A 17,296-nucleotide genomic window follows, 5' to 3' on the forward strand; every position below is an offset into this window, starting at 1 on the left:
TTAGTCGGATGCCCTGGGAAAGCTTCCGGCTTTTGGGTATTTTTTTATTAAGGGAAAACTGAATAAGGAGGTATATACATGGGTAAATTCATGGAAACTGCAGCACACCGTGACTATTCAAAATGGTGGCAGAAAGAAGGAACCTGGCCGGCTATGTTTCAGATGGCTAAACCGCCTATTACAGGAAGACCTTATAGTGTAAAAGAAAATTATATTCGTTGCGTAAAGGGGGAAGAGCCTTATTGGATGCCTGCATATTTTACTGAGTCAAATATTATTTGGCCAGACGCTATGGAGGAGCATCCGGTACCGGAAGAAGATGGATACGATTGGTGGGGTGTAAACTGGCAAATGGTAGATTCCGTTGGAGGAATGATTACAAAACCCGGCACCAGAACCATTTCAGATTTTGCTAACTGGAAAGAAGAACTTGAATGGCCGGATCTTTCACTGGTTGATTTTAAAGCAGATGGAGCTAAAATTCAGCAGAATTTAGACCCGGATCGAGTACATATTTATGAATGTGTAGAGGGATTATTTGAACGTCTTCATGAGATGATTCCATTTGATGAATCATTGGTGGCATTTTACGAAGAACCGGAGTTACTGGCTGAGTTCTTTGAAAAAATGGCTGATTACAAGATTGAATCCTGCTCAAAGATATTTGAGTACTACGGAAGAGTAGATGGTGTTTTATATCATGATGACTGGGGAACACAAAGAAGCGGATTTTTCTCAAATGAAATGTTTGATGAACAAATCATGCCGGAGACAAGCAGATTCCTTAAATTCGTTAAAGACCAGGGTAAATTCATAGAATTGCATTCCTGTGGAAAGAACATACAATATGTTCCGGAAATGATAGAAATGGGAATTGATATGTGGAATCCTCAATTATTTATTAATGAGCCTGATTTATTACATTCAAAATACGGAAAACAGATGACATTCGCCTTTCCACTTACTATTGAGCATGGTTGGGGAGAAGAGGAAATAAGAAAAGCTACCAGAGATTTTGTTGATCACTTTGGTGAAAACGGACGCGTTATGGCATTTATTATGACAGATATGTCAGATCCAAAACAAGGCGAGATTGCCCATGATGAGCTTTATAACTATTCACTGGAATATTATAATAAGCTTTATGGCAGAAAGTGATTTTCAAAAGAGAAAGGGGATTTTTAAAAGAAATATCCCGATATAAATAAAAATAAAGGTCTTATACTTATGGATTGGTATAAGACCTTTTTGTTTTGAAATTTATTTTATTAGTTTTCCTTGTTTACTGATTCAGGAATAATAAGTGAAAGTAAAAGGGAAACTACAAAAACACCTGCTACTGAGTTTCCTGCAAAGATATCTCCAACTGCAGCAGGAAGATGACTAAAGAATCCGTCAACCTGTGTAACACCGATACCAATTGAAAGAGAAGTAGCTGTAATAATTGTATTTTTCTGATTAAATCCTGCATCATGAAGCATGTTCATACCTGCTATAGCGATTGAACCAAAGAGCATGGTAGTACATCCGCCTAAAACACAGTTTGGAACAGAAGTAAGTATTGCACCAATGGCAGGGAAAAGTCCGGCAGCAATCATAATAACTGCACCACACATTACCGTGAAACGGTTTACAACACCTGTCATGTTACAAATACCAACATTTTGTGAAAAACTTGTAATAGGAGAGCATCCAAAAACTCCACCGGATATAGCTGAAATGAAACCATCACATGCAACAGAACCGGAAATTTCATTGTTTTTTATATCTCTTTTTAATCCGCCTTTACAAATGGCAGATGAATCTCCAATTGTCTCAACTGCTGAAACTAAAAATACAAGAGTGATTGAAATAATAGGTCCAAGTTTGAAAACAGGTTTGTAGGCAAACATCTGTGGAAGTGCAATCCAGCCTAATTCGTTGATTGTATTTCCGATTGAAGCAAAATCAACCATTCCAAAGGCAATGGATACAATATAGCCTACCAAAAGACCTACAAGAAGGTTTAACTGTTTTATAAATCCTTTTCCAAGAGTCTGGGTAAGGATACAAATGACAATAGTAATCAAACCTACAAGGAGATTTTGCCAGCTTCCGATTTCATAGGAAGAAGACTGTGCAAAAGAACTCATACCTACATTAAGAAGGCTTACTCCGATAGAAGTAACGACACATCCGGCAACAACCGGTGTAATAAATTTTGCCCAGAATTTAGCGGTAAGACCTAAAAGTCCTTCTATAACACCGCCCACGATAATCGCACCTACTGCAATGCCGTAATCCTCCTGTGCAATAACCATCAATGCACTTAAAAAAGTAAAACTGATACCCATAACAATTGGAAGACCCGAACCGATTTTCCAGAGTGGGTAAAGCTGAATCAAAGTTCCTATTCCTGCAATAATCATACAGTTTTGTACAAGGTGAGCAGCTGTGATATTGTCAAAAGCCACACCGTTGTACATAGCAACTCCTGCCAAAAGAATAATAGGAGTAACATTGGATACAAACATTGCAAGAATGTGCTGAAGTCCGAAAGGAATAGCCTTTCCTATAGGGACTTTGCCATCAAGACGGTAGATGTTAGAAGCATCTACATTTGAATCATTTGAATTCATTAAATAAAGCTCCCTTCATATTATAATAAAAAGATATGGGGTGAGAAAAGAATCTGCATATTAAATAATACTTTTTCAAACCCCGGATATAAATTACAACAAAAGAAATTATAATATGAAATAGGTGTGAATACAATATTAATAATCAGTAAAATTCATAAAAATTTACAGGCATGATAAAAAACCGTATGCAATACCGCATAATCCGGCTATTATTATTAATGCAATGGGATGAAGTTTAAATTTTTTGTAAATAATAAATAAAAAAATCAAAAGGATGATTGCGGGAATATTGAAAAAGGAAAAAATATTTTGGGCATTAAAGGCCTCGTTTAAATTAACAAGGGTGATTTTTGCCAGACTGATACCTGCCACGGAGATCATGGCTATTGAAGCCGGTCTTAATCCGTAAAAGGAGCTTTTCACATATTCATTATCCTTAAATTTTGTGAGTAATTTTGCAATTATGATAATTATAATAACAGATGGACTTATAAGCCCTAAAGTTCCTACTATACCCCCTAATGCTTTACTTGAAAGAAAACCGGAATAGGTGGACATATTAATCCCTAAAGCTCCGGGAGTTGACTCGGATATGGCAATCATGTTGGCGATGTCTTCTTCAGAAAACCAGCCGGTATTTGCTGATAATTCATATAGGAAAGGAATAGTGGCAAGACCTCCCCCTATAGAAAACAATCCAACCTTAAAAAATTCAAAATATATTCTTAAAAGTGTAATCATTTTTTATCTTTTTCCTCCGGTAATTTGTTTGTTCTGGTAATTCCAAAAATACCTGCTGCTATAACCAGTATTACAGGCGAGATATGAACAGGTAAAAACCCTGAAAAAGCTGATATGGAAAAAATAAAAATGTAGACAAAGAGAGTAATTTTATCAACTATGGATTTTTTCCAGAGAGTCATAACAGAATTTACAATAAGAAGGCATACACAGATTCTTATTCCACTTAAGGCATCCTGCACAAGCTTGTATTGGGCAAAATTTGAAAGCAGGGAGGCGATTATGATAATAAGAATAACAGGAACAGTCACAAAGCCTACGGAGGCTAAAATGGCTCCCGGAATTTTTTTTCTCTTGTAACCGATAAATGAGGCGACATTTATGGCAATGGTGCCAGGAGTGCACTGACCTATAGCAAAATAGTCCATTAATTCTTGGGTAGTTGCCCAGTGCCTTTTTTCGTCAATTTCCTTAACCAAAATTGGAAGCATGGCATATCCGCCACCGAAATTTGTGGCACCAAGCTTTAGAAAACATAAAAATAAATCAAAATATTCTTTCATGGCTAAACCTTTCTAACAATTTTGTAAGTAAGTAAAAAACCCATATCATTTTATAGTAAAATGTGTAGCGGTACAAGTTTACTTTATTGAAGAAAGGATAAAAATTAAAAAAATAAAAATAAAGTTGTAGAAAATATACGTAAAAAACAAAAAAATCGACGATTTTTGTCATAAAATATAGTATAACGTCAAAAACTATAGTATAATAAAACATCGTATTAACAAAAAAATAATCTTGATTTAATGTTTTCTTTATATATATAATAAAAGATATATATTCGTAAATAAAAAGAGGGATGATGAACAGGTGAACAAGGTGATTATCGACCTTGAGTTTTGTGGGACTTCCTTTAAGGATGACCTGAAAAAGAAGCATTCAGTCTTTGAAATCATCGAAATTGGTGCAGTTAGGCTTGATGAAAATCTTGACATATGTGACAGCTTCGAAAGACTTGTAAAACCGGAATATGGACAGATAACATCTTTTATAGAAGAATTTACAGGTATTTCAAACGAAAAGGTTAAAGAGGCAGCTTCTTTTTCAACGGTAATGGATGAATTTCTTGAGTGGATAGCTGAAGATACTACGGTTCTCTCCTGGAGTGATACAGATTTCAGACAGATTAAGCATGAGAGTGAACTGAAAAAATATTCTAATCCAAAACTTGGGGAGATTTTAGATAAATGGGTGGATTTTCAAAAGATTTTTTGTGAAAAAATCGGAATAGAGCACATGCTTTCATTGTCTAATGCAATGAGCGGCATGAATATTGAATTTGCCGGAAGAGAACATTCTGCATTGGCAGATGCCGGTAATACAGCAGCTTTATATAAATTATTTAATGATGAAAAAGAATTTGAAAAACGGGCTGGAAGCATCATTGATATGTTTAAAAACAAGGAAGGCCTTTCTTTTTCGCTGGGGAGTCTTTTGGGAGATGATATCTTAAACAAACTGCCAAAGGGACAATGATGTATGAATATGCGAGTATAATGTTTTAAGGTATATTTATACAAAAAGTATATTTGAGATTTATTTATGATTTTGTTTGTTTTGTCTTTATTTTTGCTTAAATTGTTAAGAAGCGTCATTTTAACTAAACATTATTTCTGGGAAATATTTTGATTGTGCAGCTTTATAATCAGAATATAAATCCTTAATTAGTATTTTTGTACAATTATTTTTAAAAAATAGTGTGGAAAAACAGAAGAAATTTATAATAATTTTTTCCCTGTTTGTATTTATTTGGAGAGCGAAAAAATGAGGAGTTTAGAAAATAAGATACCAAAACGTATACAGAAAAAAAATATTCGAAATATGAGAATTGTATCTTGTATTACTATGGTGATTTTGCCTTTGTTTAGTATATTTGTTTTCTGGGGACAGCGTCCTTTTGATTACATTTTAAAATATATGGCAGTAATAGCTATCTTTGAAATGTTTTTGTTTTTGTCCTATAAGTACTCACAAAGGGTATTAAAGGCTATAAATATAAGCAAAAAGGCAAAAAAATATGTATATGTTTTCTGGACATTATATATCACATTTATAATGGCATTTACCATGATAACACCAGATTCTGTCATAAATTTTCCTATGTTGACAGCCACATTTATCATTGTAAGCATGTCACCGTATTTCAATTCATTTGAGTACTTTTCATATGTTTTGTATATGGTTTTCTGGCTTTTATGTCTTTGTATTATGGGTACCCAGACAAAGGCCTACCTTACCCAGGCAATATTGGTATTTGGAGTATGCGGTATTTTTTCAAGGGTATATTACACTAAAAAAATCAAATATCTTTTTGTTAAAAGAAGATATGATGATTCAGCAAGAGATGCCTACACAGATCCGCTTACTATGCTTAATAACAGAAGAGGTTTTGCTAAAAGTATAAAAACAATATGGCCTTTCTGTGTTAGAAACAAGTGTAAGGTAGCACTTATGATTATGGATATTGATAATTTTAAGATATACAATGACACTTTTGGACATCCGGCAGGAGATGAATGTCTAAAAAAAGTATCCAGTGTGATAAAAGATAATGCCAAAAGAGCAACAGACATTACTGCGAGACTTGGTGGAGAAGAGTTTATTATATTTTTTCAGGGTGCCAAAGATGCAGATATAGTGGCTTATGCGGAAAAAATGAGAAAGAACATCGAAAATCTGAAGATTAAACACGGCAGCAATAGTGACAAGCGTTATGTCACTGTAAGTATTGGTGTTGTAATTATGGAGCCGACAAACACCCTGAATTTTGATTTAATCTACGAAATGGCCGATAAGCTCCTTTACAGAGCTAAAAACAACGGAAGAAACCGCGTGGAATATTGTATTTATTCCCATGCCAATGGACAAAGAATGGCCTAAGTCTAAAAAAATTATCTTTATATTTATCTTTGCTTTTTGTTATAAATTACCAATTGTTTGATAAGGTATTTTGGCAATAAGCAAAGTTTGGCATTTTTTATTAACATAATTAAATTACTAATAATTTCATTATAAAAAAATAAAAATATTGTTAATTTTTAAAATTGCTAAATTTTATTAAATATTCTATTCTTAGAGTTAGTAATCACGGCATTATTTTAGAATGATATCTGGTAATTTCCAGATTCATATAAATAAAAAAGAAAGAAGGGAAACCACAATGAGTTTAGGCACGTTTTTAGGTGGTATTCATCCGTACGAAGGGAAGGAACTTGCTGAGGACAAGCCTATCAAGAAAATTGATCCTAAGGATATTCTAGTTTATCCTATGGCACAACATCTTGGGGCACCGGCAAATCCTGTCGTTAAAAAAGGCGACAAAGTAAAGGTTGGACAAAGAATTGGAGAGGCGAGCGGCTTCATTTCTGCCAATATTTGCAGTTCCGTTTCCGGAGAGGTTTTGGATGTAAAACCACACCTTACTGTTAACGGTGCGATCGTTCCGTCTGTATTTGTAAAGAACGATTATGAATATGAAACAGTAGAAGGCTACGGCGAAAAGAGAGATTATACACAAATGGATGCTGATACGATTAGAAATATCGTAAAAGATGCCGGTGTAGTTGGAATGGGTGGCGCAGGCTTCCCTGCTAACGTAAAAATCACTCCTAAAGACAGCAATGCCATTGATTATGTATTGGTTAATGGTGCTGAGTGTGAGCCTTACCTTACTTCCGATTACAGACTTATGTTGGAAGAAGGAGAAAAATTAGTAACTGGAGTTAAGATTTTATTGCAGCTTTTCCCAAATGCAAAAGGACTTATCTGCGTTGAGGAAAACAAGCCACAGGCTATTGCAAAATTAAAACAAATCTGCGCAAATGAAAGCAAAGTGGATGTTTGTGAATTAAAAACAAAGTATCCACAAGGTGGAGAGCGTATGATTATATATGCTGCAACAGGAAGAAAGATTTATTCAAAAATGCTTCCGGCTGATGCAGGTTGTATTGTATCAAATGTTGATACGGTTATTTCAATTTACCGTGCAGTTTGCGAATCAGTTCCATCAATCTTTAGAACTCTTACAATTACAGGTGATGCAGTTGCCAACACAGGTAACTACCAGGTTAGAACCGGAATGAGTTACAAAGAGATTTTAGAGGATGCAGGGGGATTCAAAACCCAGCCTGAAAAGATTATTTCCGGTGGTCCTATGATGGGGTTTGCTTTATATGATATTGATGTACCAGTTACAAAATCATCTTCAGCACTTTTAGCATTAACAGTGGATGAAGTGGCTAAATATGAGCCTTCAAATTGTATTAGATGTGGAAGATGTGTAGATGCCTGTCCTAGTAATCTGATTCCTCAGAAGATGGCAGAGGCAACTGACAAATTCGATTATGATAGATTTGTTGAATTAAATGGTATGGAATGCTTTGAATGCGGAAGCTGTACTTATGTATGTCCGGCCAAGAGAAGACTTACACAGGGATTCAAACAGGCCAGAGGTGCAGTGGCAGCAGCAAGAAGAGCAGCAGCAGCAAAAGCTTCTGCAAAATAATTTTTTAAGAAAGAGGTGTAAACCGTGGATAAAATGTTAAATGTATCATCAGCACCTCATGTAAGAAGCAAAGATTCAACTACTTCTATCATGAGGGATGTCCTTATAGCATTAGCACCTGCAACACTTTTTGGTCTTTATAATAATTACAGATATGGATTACTTGTAAATGCAATTATTTTACTTATTGTTTGTATAGGTGTTTGTGTTCTTTCAGAATATGTATGGCAAAAAGCCATGAAAAAACCAATAACAATTGCTGATTTATCAGCAGCTGTAACAGGTTTGATAATATTTGTCAATCTGCCTGCAGGATTACCTTGGTGGATTGCAGCTATTGGCAGTGTATTTTCTATTATTGTTGTAAAACAGCTTTATGGCGGTCTTGGACAAAACTTCATGAACCCTGCCCTTGGTGCAAGATGTTTCATGATGCTTTCATTTACTGCCTATATGACAAGCTTTCCGGCTGAAATCGATGCAGTTAGTACAGCTACACCACTTACAGCCATGAGAGCAGGAGATTCAGTAGATCTTTTAAGAATGTTCATTGGTACCACATCAGGAACAATTGGAGAAACATCTGTAATCGCTGTACTTCTCGGAGGAGCTTATCTTCTTGCAAGAAAGGTAATTAGCATAAGAATACCGGGAACCTACATCCTTACTTTTGCAATCTTTATTTTCCTCTTTGGTGGATTCGATGTAAATTATACTCTTGAAATGCTTTGCGGTGGTGGTCTTGTAATCGGTGCCTTCTTCATGGCTACAGATTATGTAACAAGCCCTATTACCAAATCAGGACAGCTTATTTATGGTGTATGTCTTGGTGTACTCACAGGAATCTTCAGACTTTGGGGTGGTTCAGCAGAAGGTGTTTCCTATGCAATCATCATCTGTAACCTTTTCATCCCGATTATTGAAAGATTTACAATTCCAAATGCATTTGGTGTAGAGAAGGAGGCTAAATAATGAAAGAGAAAAATACAATAGTTAAAGATGCCATTATTCTCCTCATCATCACTGTGGTAGCAGGATCCTTACTTGGAGCAGTTTACCAGATTACAAAAGAGCCTATCAAACAGGCTAATATCGCTGCAACAAACAAAGCTTATGCATTAGTTTATGCAGATGCAGACACATTTGAAGATGTGGATGTGGATTATGATGATGTAAACGCCAAAATCTTATCAGGTGGAATTGATAATGGTGAAGTTACAGAAGTTAAACAGGCAGTAGACGGTTCAGGAACTGCTTTAGGATATGTATTATCTGTAAACGGACTTAAAGGTTATGGTGGAAGCGTTGGATTTACAATTGGTGTTACATTAGAAGGTGAAGTTACAGGAATTGAAATCCTTTCTTGTGAAGAAACTCCTGGTCTTGGACAGCGTTGTAAAGAAGAAGCTTTTAGAAACCAGTATGTAGGAAAAGCAGTTGACGGATTCAAAGTTACAAAAGCAGGAGCATCAGCAGATGATGAAATAGATGCTATTTCAGGTGCTACTATAACTTCTACCTGCGTAACCGGTGGTGTAAATGCTGCTCTCTACTATGTTAAAAATCTTGTACAGTAAGGAGGAATACAAATGAAACCAAATACACCAGGCGAGCGTTTGATAAATGGTCTCGTTAAAGAAAATCCTATATTTATTCTTATGCTGGGAATGTGTCCTACCCTTGCTGTAACAACAGCAGCTATGAATGGTATTGGTATGGGATTATCCACAACAGTGGTTCTTACCTTATCAAACCTTGTTATATCATTATTAAGAAAAGTTATACCTAATGGAGTCAGAATGCCTGCATTCATCGTAGTAGTTGCATCATTCGTTACATTAGTTCAGTTCTTACTTCAGGCATATGTACCTAGTATTTATGAAGCTCTTGGAATTTATATTCCATTGATCGTTGTTAACTGTATCATTCTTGGACGTGCAGAGTCATATGCATCAAAGAATGGCATCATCCCTTCAATATTTGACGGTATCGGTATGGGACTTGGATTTACAGTAGGTCTTGTAGCAATAGCTATCGTAAGAGAAATTCTTGGAAGCGGTTGCGTATTCGGAATCCAGATTCTTCCAGATTCATATGTACCACTTGCAATCTTCATTCTTGCTCCTGGAGCATTCTTTGTTGTTGCACTTTTAGCAGCTGTTCAAAATAAATTACAGCTTCCATGTGCTACAAATGTAGAAGGTGGCGGACCAAACATTGCATGCGGTGGCAATTGCGAAAGATGTTTTGATTCAGATTGTGCTGACAATCATGCAAAAGTATTAGAGTACAGAAAAATGATTGAAAAACAGGCAGAAGAAGAAAAGAAAGCAAAAGCAGCAGTAAAAGCTGCAGCTAAGGCAAAAGAAGATGATGCCGGAAAGAAGGTGGACTAAATGGCAGGATTATTTATTATTCTTATTTCTACAGCTTTAGTAAGCAATGTTGTACTTAGTCAGTTCCTTGGTATCTGTGCATTCATTGGTGTATCCAAAAAGATTGATACAGCTCTTGGAATGGGTATGGCGGTACTTTTCGTTATAACAGTTGCTTCAACTGTAGCAAGTCTTATCTATCAGTTCATTCTTGTACCTTTAGATATGACTTATATGCAAACCATCGTATTTATCCTTGTTATTGCAGCATTGGTTCAGATGGTTGAAATGATACTTAAAAAAGTAATGCCTTCATTATATGAAGCATTGGGAGTATTCCTTCCACTTATCACAACAAACTGTGCCGTACTTGGTGTAGCACTTACAAATGTACAAAATAGCTACAATTTCATTCAAAGTGTTGTTGCCGGATTTGGTACAGGTATCGGATACATCATTGCTATTGTTCTTATGGCAGGTATTCGTGAGAAGTTAGAAAACAATGATATTACAAAATCATTCCAGGGAACTCCAATAGTTCTCGTAACTGCCGGATTAATGGCGATAGCATTCATGGGATTTTCAGGAATGCTTCGTTAAAAGAAAGGAGAAATTATAATGGATGTAATGGGTGTTGTAACAGTAGGCCTTGTGGTTGGTATTACAGGACTTATAATCGGACTTCTCCTTGGCTTTATCGGAATGAAATTTAAGGTAGAAGTTGATCAAAAAGAAATAGATGTTAGAGAATGCCTTCCTGGTAATAATTGTGGTGCTTGTGGTTATGCAGGTTGTGATGCCATGGCGAAGGCAATTGCAAACGGAGCTGCTCCTGTAAATGGATGCCCTGTAGGTGGAGCTGACGTAGCAGCAAAAATTGCTGCCATCATGGGAGTAGAAGCAGGAAGTGCAGATAAAAAAGCAGCTTATGTTAAGTGTTCAGGAACCTGTGATAAAGTAGTTAGAAATTTTGATTACTATGGACTTCAGGATTGTAGAACAGCTGCAGTTACACCTGGTAAAGGTGGAAAGAAATGTTCATTTGGTTGTATTGGACTTGGAAGTTGTATTAAAGAATGTGACTTTGATGCTATCAGTATCGTAGGCGGTGTTGCCAATATCGACCGTGACAAATGTGCAGGATGTGGAAAATGTGCAAAGGTTTGTCCTAATGCACTTATTGAGTTATTCACAGTTAAAGCATCCTATGCAGTTCAGTGTAGTTCAAAAGATAAAGGTAAAGCAGTCAAAGAAGGCTGTGATGTTGGATGTATTGCTTGTAAGGCCTGCGTAAAAGTATGTGAAAGTGATGCTATTTCAGTTGAAAACAATATAGCTCACATCGATCAGGAAAAATGTATCGGATGTGGAAAATGTGCTGAGAAGTGTCCTCAAAAGATTATTCACGTACCAAATGATGGACTTAAAGTAGCAGAATAAAAATGGCATTTAGCATACCACTTTAATATTAATATTTTTTAAAAGGAATGGTTGGCTTAGCTGACCATTTCTTTTTTTGCAATGTTGATAAGAACATATAAAAATAACTCTTAAAAAAGTGAGAAAAATAAGGAAATTGAACAGAAAAGTTTAATAAATTTCTATGAAATCGATAATTATTTTAATCATAGATATATTTATCTAATAATTCCATGACAGAAAGAAGGTAAAAATACTCAAAAACATAGATAAAGAGTAGATATTTATTTTAGCATATGTTATAATAATTGACAGGGAAAAGAATCGTAATCAGGGATAAGATTAATATTAATAGCACAATTAAAGAAAAGGTGATTTGGTGGTTTCTTTTAATTTGTGTTCATAGCTTAGGAGGAAAAATGTTATTTGATGAAAAGACCTGGGATAGCATCCAGAAGGGCCAGAATACCTTTAAAACTATTCCAAAGAGCTTAGGGAGAGTTCATGAATTAGAAATTCCGGATCGTTTCTATTATATTGCAGATGGTGCATGCAAGGGGAATTACAAATTAGAATATGTAAAACTTCCCGAAAGCTTAAAAGTTATCGGAAAAAGTGCATTTGAAAACTGCAAAATTAGAAGAGGTATTGATTTACCTTCCACAGTAAATGTAATTAAAGAATCAGCATTTGCGGGAAATCAAAGATTTGTTTCAATAAAGATACCATATTCCGTAAAAAACATCGAAAAAAAAGCCTTTTATAATTGCAGGCATTTAAGGGAAATTGAATATGCATTGGACAGTGGTTTAAAAAGCATTGAAGAAGAGACCTTTGAAAGCTGTTTAAGCTTAAAAAAGGTGATTTTGCCTGAAGGGATAAAGCTTATTAAAGACAGGGCCTTTTATAAATGTAAGGAGCTGGAGGATTTTATATTGCCTGATTCCGTAGTGGGAATTGGAAAAGAGGCTTTTTATAACAGCAAAATAAAATTTGAAACCTTGCCTGAAGGTCTGGAAGTCATAGGAGAATCAGCTTTTTTTAAATGCATGGAGTTAAAAAAAGTTACTCTTCCCAAAAGTGTAAAAAAAGTCGAAAAATGGGCTTTTCACGGTTGTGGAAGATTAAAGGAATTAATATTTACCCATGACCCTTTGTATATGGGAGAATGGATAGCAAATAAGGATTGTACCATTGTTTGTAAAGAAGGTTCAAAGGTAGATAAATATTGTCAAAAACATCAGCTAAAAAGCAGATACATTTAATTGTTAAAAATAGGGATTATATATAATAAAAAACATTTGTATTAGAGATAATTGACCATGGTCTGTATCAATATACAAATGTTTTTTTCTCATGTGCTATTATATTGACTTGAAAAATAGATATTGATATCATATTTTTGTGTGAATTATTAAAAATAATATTTGGGAGAGGAATTTATTGAAAAAAAATATCAAAAAGTCAGATATTTATCTGATACTTATAATCGCAATACTGGCTATAGGAGCCTTTGCATTTCAAAAAATCTACGAAAATAAAACTTCCGTAGGCAAGGCCTATGCTGTTATCAGGATAAACGGGGATATTTATAAAAAGCTTCCTCTTGATGAGGATACTGAAGTAAAAATAGAGCTTAAAGACGGAAATTATAATATTGTTAAAATAAAGGATAAAAAGGCATATATTTCGGAAGCATCCTGTCCTGATAAGATTTGTGTTCACGAAGGGAAAATCAGTAAAAATCACCAGGTAATAACTTGCCTTCCTAATAAAGTGACCGTTACTATAGAAAATACAGATGAAAAAGATGCAGCAGATGTGGTTGCATCATAAAACACAGAAAGGAAATCCATTAAATAAAGAAGCATTATGAATGATTACAAAACAAAGAAAAACGCTCTGATAGGAATGCTCATAGCTTTGGCATTTATATTTTCATATATAGAAAGTCTGATTCCTTTTAATTTTGGGGTACCCGGGATAAAGTTGGGACTTGCCAATATAGTTGTTTTAACAGCCCTGTATGTTTTGGGAGTTAAAGAGGCTTTTATTTTAAGTATAATAAGAATAATTCTCACCGGACTTACCTTTACAAGCCTTGCGGCAATGCTTTACAGCCTTGCAGGAGGTTTATTAAGCTTTCTTTTGATGATGATTGCTAAAAAGACGGATAAGTTTTCAATAATGGGAGTAAGTGTACTTGGAGGAATCGGACATAACACAGGTCAGATAATTATGGCAATTTTGGTTTTAAATACCGCAGGACTTATTTATTATCTTCCCCTTCTTATAATATCCGGTCTTGTTACAGGTACAATTATAGGAATAATCGGGGGAATGGTAGTAGAAAGAGTTAAAAACTACGGATTAAACAAGGAATGATTACCTGTTAAAAGATTTAAAGGAGGTAGAATAAATGACAGCAGAAATTGAGAAACTTCAAAAAATGATTGACGAATCAGATAATATAGTATTTTTTGGAGGCGCGGGAGTATCTACAGAAAGTGGCATACCTGATTTTAGAAGCGTTGACGGCTTATATAATCAAAAATATGATTATCCACCGGAAACCATAATAAGTCACTCATTTTATATGGCAAAACCGGAAGAATTTTTCCGCTTTTATAAAGATAAGATGCTATGCCTTGATGCAATGCCAAATACTGCCCATAATTTTCTTGCAAAGTTGGAAGAAAAGGGGAAATTAAAGGCAGTCGTTACCCAGAATATAGATGGTCTTCATCAAAAAGCCGGAAACAAGACAGTTTATGAACTTCATGGCAGCGTTCTTAGAAATTATTGTCAAAAATGCCACAAATTTTATGATGCATGGTACATAAAAAATTCTGAGGGAATCCCATATTGTGAATGTGGCGGAAAGATTAAGCCTGATGTTGTATTGTATGAAGAAGGCCTTGACAATGACATTGTAAGCGGTGCAATCAGGGCGATTTCAGATTGCGATATGTTAATAATCGGAGGCACCTCCCTTGTGGTATATCCGGCGGCAGGTCTTATAGATTATTACAGAGGAAATAAGCTGGTTCTTGTAAATAAGTCTGTTACACCGATGGATTCCAGGGCTAATCTTTTCGTACAGGGGATGATAGGAGAAATATTTGGACAGCTTAAGGTATGATGGGAGATAGAAATGGACATACAGGTTGGCGATACAATAAGAATGAAAAAGAAACATCCCTGTGGCAGTTTTGAATGGGAAGTATTGCGTATAGGAGCGGATTTTAAGCTTAAATGTACAGGCTGCGGACACCAGTTAATGATAGCCCGTACAAAAGCCGAAAAAGGAATCCGGGAGATAAACGGTCAAAAGGTGAATGTTTTTGTAAGAAAATAAAAATAAAAATTTTTCTTGAAACAAAATCCTCTTTATGGTAAAATATAACCTCGTGATATATTAATTCCTTGTCTCTTTAATACAAGGAGACCAAAGGCCAAAAGGAGGAAAACAGATGAACAAATATGAATTAGCTCTTGTTATTAATGCAAAGGCTGAAGATGACGTAAGAAATGCTACGTTAGAAAAAGTTAAAGAGTACATCGCACGTTTTGGTGGCGAAATTACAAACATTGATGAGTGGGGAAAGAAAAAACTCGCTTATGAAATTCAGAAAATGAATGAAGGCTTTTATTACTTTATACAATTTGATGGTGATTCAAATTGCCCGAACGAATTAGAAGCAGTAGTTCGTATCATGGATAACGTTATCAGACACCTTATCGTAAAACAGGAAGCTTAATCTTTAATTTAAGAAGAAAGCGAGATAACAAAATATGAACAAAATAATACTTATGGGAAGACTTACAAGGGATCCTGAAATTAGATATTCTCAAGGAAATAACCCTTTAACAATAGCCAGATTTAGTATTGCGGTAGATAGAAGATTTAAAAGAGAAGGAGAAGCTGATGCAGATTTCTTTAACTGTACAAGCTTTGGTAAACAGGCAGAATTTGTTGAAAGATATTTGAAACAAGGAACAAAGATTCTTTTATCTGGCCGGGTTCAGAATGATAATTATACAAATAGAGATGGACAAAAGGTATATAGTGTCCAGATTATCGCAGAAGAGATTGAATTTGCAGAAAGTAAGAATGCAGCAGCCCGCAATTCAAATGCAGCTGTACCATCAGGCGATATGCCAGATATGCCACAGCCATCAGGGGCAGCCGGAAGCGACTTTATGAAAATAGACAGTGGAATTATGGACGAGCTTCCATTCAGTTAATCTTCTTTATAGTTAAGGAGGAAAAAATAATGCCATATAATAAAAATGACTCTTCAATGAAAAGAAGAGGTGGACGTAGAAGAAAGAAAGTTTGTGTTTTTTGTGGAAAAGATAATGTGATTGATTACAAGGATACAAACAAACTTAAAAGATACATTTCTGAAAGAGGAAAAATTCTTCCTAGAAGAATTACAGGAAACTGTGCTAAACATCAGAGAGCACTTACAGTAGCTATCAAGAGAGCGCGTCATGTTGCTCTTATGCCATATGTAGCTGAGTAATCAGTAATAAAATTAAAAGAATTGCCTTGTGGTGGTATCAAATACCGCTACAGGGCTTTTTTTGTGACCATAAAATGTGTTTAGGGGAAAAAACAAAAACACCAAAACAAAGGACAAAGATTGTAAAAATCAATTACAGTAGTGAACAAGAGATGAAAAAGTCAGTATACTATGAGGAATGCATTGATGGTTTTTGGTTTAGAGGGGATCTTTATTTTGATTCTGTCGAAGATTTGGATTACGGAGTTAAAAGTGCCAGGTATACAGGAATCTTATATGAGGGAGAATAGAAAAGGAGTGAATGTATGAAAAAGAGAAAATTATTTTTATTGACTGTGGTTATTATTGGAATTTTGTTTCAAAGTTCTAAAGTTTGCATGGCTGCAGAAACAGCCCCATTTTTTGAGAATGGTATAGTCGAAATTGGTAATATAGATTTGGGAGAAAGTGACCTCCAACTACCATTGGTTAAAAAGAAATCCAAAACTGTTAAAAGAACATATCCAAATAAACAGTCAATTCCAGGAGGCATTTATTACGAAGAATACATAGATGGGCATATGTGGGGTGGAATACTTGATTGGACTGGAGAAATAAAAAATGTTGGATATGGTGTGGTTGAGGCTACATTTTCTGGAAAACTAAAGATGATAGATTAGGAGGTTGTGTTTTAGTTATGAAAAATAAAGTATTATTTATAGTAATGGGTGCATGTATATTATTGGGATTAAACAAATCAATAGTTTTGGCATATGAGGGATTACCAAATAATTCGTCGATGGATATAGTTGTGGACATAAATAAAACGCAACAAGTAGAAGAATATACGCCAAACATTTTTAAAGTTGAAAGAGAAGCAACTATAAAAAGAAAGTATAGTTCAAGAATTGATATACCAGATTCCTATCCATATACTATTTATGACGAAAAATTGCAAATTTGGCTTAGTGGGGATTTGAACGCAGTGTAAGCAATCCCCCGCTTCAAAAGCGTAAGCTTTAAGCGGGGGTATAAGCTTACTAGTGTCAGAAGGGGGTAAAGCCCCTT

General features: G+C 35.1%; 23 protein-coding genes. 20 read left to right on the top strand and 3 right to left on the bottom strand.

The window, feature by feature from the left end; translation table 11 throughout:
• The first annotated feature begins 78 nt into the window (after nucleotides 1-78).
• Nucleotides 79-1,158: a uroporphyrinogen decarboxylase family protein gene (locus tag BM153_RS11705; protein WP_092874158.1), complete on the top strand. Its 1,080-nt coding sequence runs from the start codon at nucleotides 79-81 to the stop codon at nucleotides 1,156-1,158.
• Between the two features lie 110 nt (nucleotides 1,159-1,268).
• Here BM153_RS11705 and BM153_RS11710 read toward each other — a convergent pair whose 3' ends face one another.
• The 3 genes from BM153_RS11710 to BM153_RS11720 all read right to left on the bottom strand — a co-directional run bounded on the left by BM153_RS11710 (nucleotide 1,269) and on the right by BM153_RS11720 (nucleotide 3,925).
• Nucleotides 1,269-2,618, bottom strand: a complete 1,350-nt coding sequence (locus BM153_RS11710) for a uracil-xanthine permease family protein (RefSeq protein WP_092874161.1) — start codon at nucleotides 2,616-2,618, stop codon at nucleotides 1,269-1,271.
• Nucleotides 2,619-2,783: 165 nt separating this feature from the next.
• Nucleotides 2,784-3,362, bottom strand: coding sequence for a chromate transporter (locus BM153_RS11715; protein WP_242949145.1), 579 nt, complete (start codon nucleotides 3,360-3,362; stop codon nucleotides 2,784-2,786).
• Nucleotides 3,359-3,925 carry a chromate transporter gene (locus BM153_RS11720; protein ID WP_092874164.1) on the bottom strand — a complete coding sequence of 189 codons (567 nt, stop codon included), beginning with the start codon at nucleotides 3,923-3,925 and terminating at the stop codon, nucleotides 3,359-3,361. The genes BM153_RS11715 and BM153_RS11720 overlap by 4 nt, the downstream gene beginning before the upstream one ends.
• Before the next feature lie 307 nt (nucleotides 3,926-4,232).
• Between BM153_RS11720 and BM153_RS11725 the strand changes: the two genes are divergently transcribed.
• The 19 genes from BM153_RS11725 (at nucleotide 4,233) to BM153_RS11815 (ending at nucleotide 17,219) form a co-directional block, all read left to right on the top strand.
• Nucleotides 4,233-4,898, top strand: coding sequence for a 3'-5' exonuclease (locus BM153_RS11725; RefSeq protein ID WP_177205668.1), 666 nt, complete (start codon nucleotides 4,233-4,235; stop codon nucleotides 4,896-4,898).
• A gap of 288 nt (nucleotides 4,899-5,186) precedes the next feature.
• Nucleotides 5,187-6,302, top strand: a complete 1,116-nt coding sequence (locus tag BM153_RS11730; RefSeq protein WP_092874170.1) for a GGDEF domain-containing protein — start codon at nucleotides 5,187-5,189, stop codon at nucleotides 6,300-6,302.
• A gap of 280 nt (nucleotides 6,303-6,582) precedes the next feature.
• A complete protein-coding gene (gene rsxC, locus BM153_RS11735; protein WP_092874174.1) occupies nucleotides 6,583-7,926 on the top strand; it encodes an electron transport complex subunit RsxC in 1,344 nt (447 codons plus the stop codon).
• A 24-nt stretch (nucleotides 7,927-7,950) separates the two neighbouring features.
• Entirely contained in the window at nucleotides 7,951-8,898 is a 948-nt protein-coding gene (locus BM153_RS11740; protein WP_092874177.1) for an RnfABCDGE type electron transport complex subunit D, read from the top strand.
• Nucleotides 8,898-9,503 carry an RnfABCDGE type electron transport complex subunit G gene (locus BM153_RS11745; RefSeq protein ID WP_092874180.1) on the top strand — a complete coding sequence of 202 codons (606 nt, stop codon included), beginning with the start codon at nucleotides 8,898-8,900 and terminating at the stop codon, nucleotides 9,501-9,503. The genes BM153_RS11740 and BM153_RS11745 overlap by 1 nt, the downstream gene beginning before the upstream one ends.
• Before the next feature lie 12 nt (nucleotides 9,504-9,515).
• The gene (rsxE, locus tag BM153_RS11750) at nucleotides 9,516-10,322 is read left to right on the top strand and encodes an electron transport complex subunit RsxE (protein ID WP_092874182.1); all 807 of its coding nucleotides are present in this window, start codon (nucleotides 9,516-9,518) and stop codon (nucleotides 10,320-10,322) included.
• Entirely contained in the window at nucleotides 10,323-10,901 is a 579-nt protein-coding gene (gene rsxA, locus BM153_RS11755; RefSeq protein WP_092874184.1) for an electron transport complex subunit RsxA, read from the top strand.
• A gap of 18 nt (nucleotides 10,902-10,919) precedes the next feature.
• A complete protein-coding gene (locus BM153_RS11760; RefSeq protein WP_092874186.1) occupies nucleotides 10,920-11,741 on the top strand; it encodes an RnfABCDGE type electron transport complex subunit B in 822 nt (273 codons plus the stop codon).
• A gap of 398 nt (nucleotides 11,742-12,139) precedes the next feature.
• Nucleotides 12,140-12,985 carry a leucine-rich repeat domain-containing protein gene (locus tag BM153_RS11765; RefSeq protein ID WP_092874188.1) on the top strand — a complete coding sequence of 282 codons (846 nt, stop codon included), beginning with the start codon at nucleotides 12,140-12,142 and terminating at the stop codon, nucleotides 12,983-12,985.
• Nucleotides 12,986-13,163: 178 nt separating this feature from the next.
• Nucleotides 13,164-13,556, top strand: a complete 393-nt coding sequence (locus BM153_RS11770) for a NusG domain II-containing protein (protein WP_177205670.1) — start codon at nucleotides 13,164-13,166, stop codon at nucleotides 13,554-13,556.
• Between the two features lie 36 nt (nucleotides 13,557-13,592).
• Nucleotides 13,593-14,105 carry a Gx transporter family protein gene (locus tag BM153_RS11775; protein ID WP_092874192.1) on the top strand — a complete coding sequence of 171 codons (513 nt, stop codon included), beginning with the start codon at nucleotides 13,593-13,595 and terminating at the stop codon, nucleotides 14,103-14,105.
• Between the two features lie 34 nt (nucleotides 14,106-14,139).
• Entirely contained in the window at nucleotides 14,140-14,862 is a 723-nt protein-coding gene (locus BM153_RS11780; RefSeq protein WP_092874194.1) for an NAD-dependent protein deacylase, read from the top strand.
• 12 nt (nucleotides 14,863-14,874) lie between these two features.
• On the top strand, nucleotides 14,875-15,078 hold the full coding sequence (locus BM153_RS11785) for a DUF951 domain-containing protein (protein WP_092874196.1): 204 nt from the start codon (nucleotides 14,875-14,877) through the stop codon (nucleotides 15,076-15,078).
• Nucleotides 15,079-15,193: 115 nt separating this feature from the next.
• The gene (gene rpsF / locus BM153_RS11790) at nucleotides 15,194-15,481 is read left to right on the top strand and encodes a 30S ribosomal protein S6 (protein ID WP_092874199.1); all 288 of its coding nucleotides are present in this window, start codon (nucleotides 15,194-15,196) and stop codon (nucleotides 15,479-15,481) included.
• Between the two features lie 34 nt (nucleotides 15,482-15,515).
• The gene (locus BM153_RS11795; RefSeq protein WP_092874202.1) at nucleotides 15,516-15,968 is read left to right on the top strand and encodes a single-stranded DNA-binding protein; all 453 of its coding nucleotides are present in this window, start codon (nucleotides 15,516-15,518) and stop codon (nucleotides 15,966-15,968) included.
• Nucleotides 15,969-15,997: 29 nt separating this feature from the next.
• Complete coding sequence (gene rpsR / locus BM153_RS11800; RefSeq protein WP_092874205.1) at nucleotides 15,998-16,249, top strand: 30S ribosomal protein S18; 252 nt, start codon at nucleotides 15,998-16,000, stop codon at nucleotides 16,247-16,249.
• Between the two features lie 152 nt (nucleotides 16,250-16,401).
• Nucleotides 16,402-16,539, top strand: coding sequence for a hypothetical protein (locus BM153_RS13765; protein ID WP_177205672.1), 138 nt, complete (start codon nucleotides 16,402-16,404; stop codon nucleotides 16,537-16,539).
• Between the two features lie 15 nt (nucleotides 16,540-16,554).
• The gene (locus tag BM153_RS11810) at nucleotides 16,555-16,908 is read left to right on the top strand and encodes a hypothetical protein (protein WP_092874209.1); all 354 of its coding nucleotides are present in this window, start codon (nucleotides 16,555-16,557) and stop codon (nucleotides 16,906-16,908) included.
• A 17-nt stretch (nucleotides 16,909-16,925) separates the two neighbouring features.
• A complete protein-coding gene (locus tag BM153_RS11815) occupies nucleotides 16,926-17,219 on the top strand; it encodes a hypothetical protein (RefSeq protein WP_092874211.1) in 294 nt (97 codons plus the stop codon).
• The last annotated feature ends 77 nt before the right edge of the window (nucleotides 17,220-17,296 follow it).

The sequence above is a fragment of the Acetitomaculum ruminis DSM 5522 genome, assembly GCF_900112085.1.
GTDB classification, from domain to species: Bacteria; Bacillota; Clostridia; order Lachnospirales; family Lachnospiraceae; genus Acetitomaculum; species Acetitomaculum ruminis.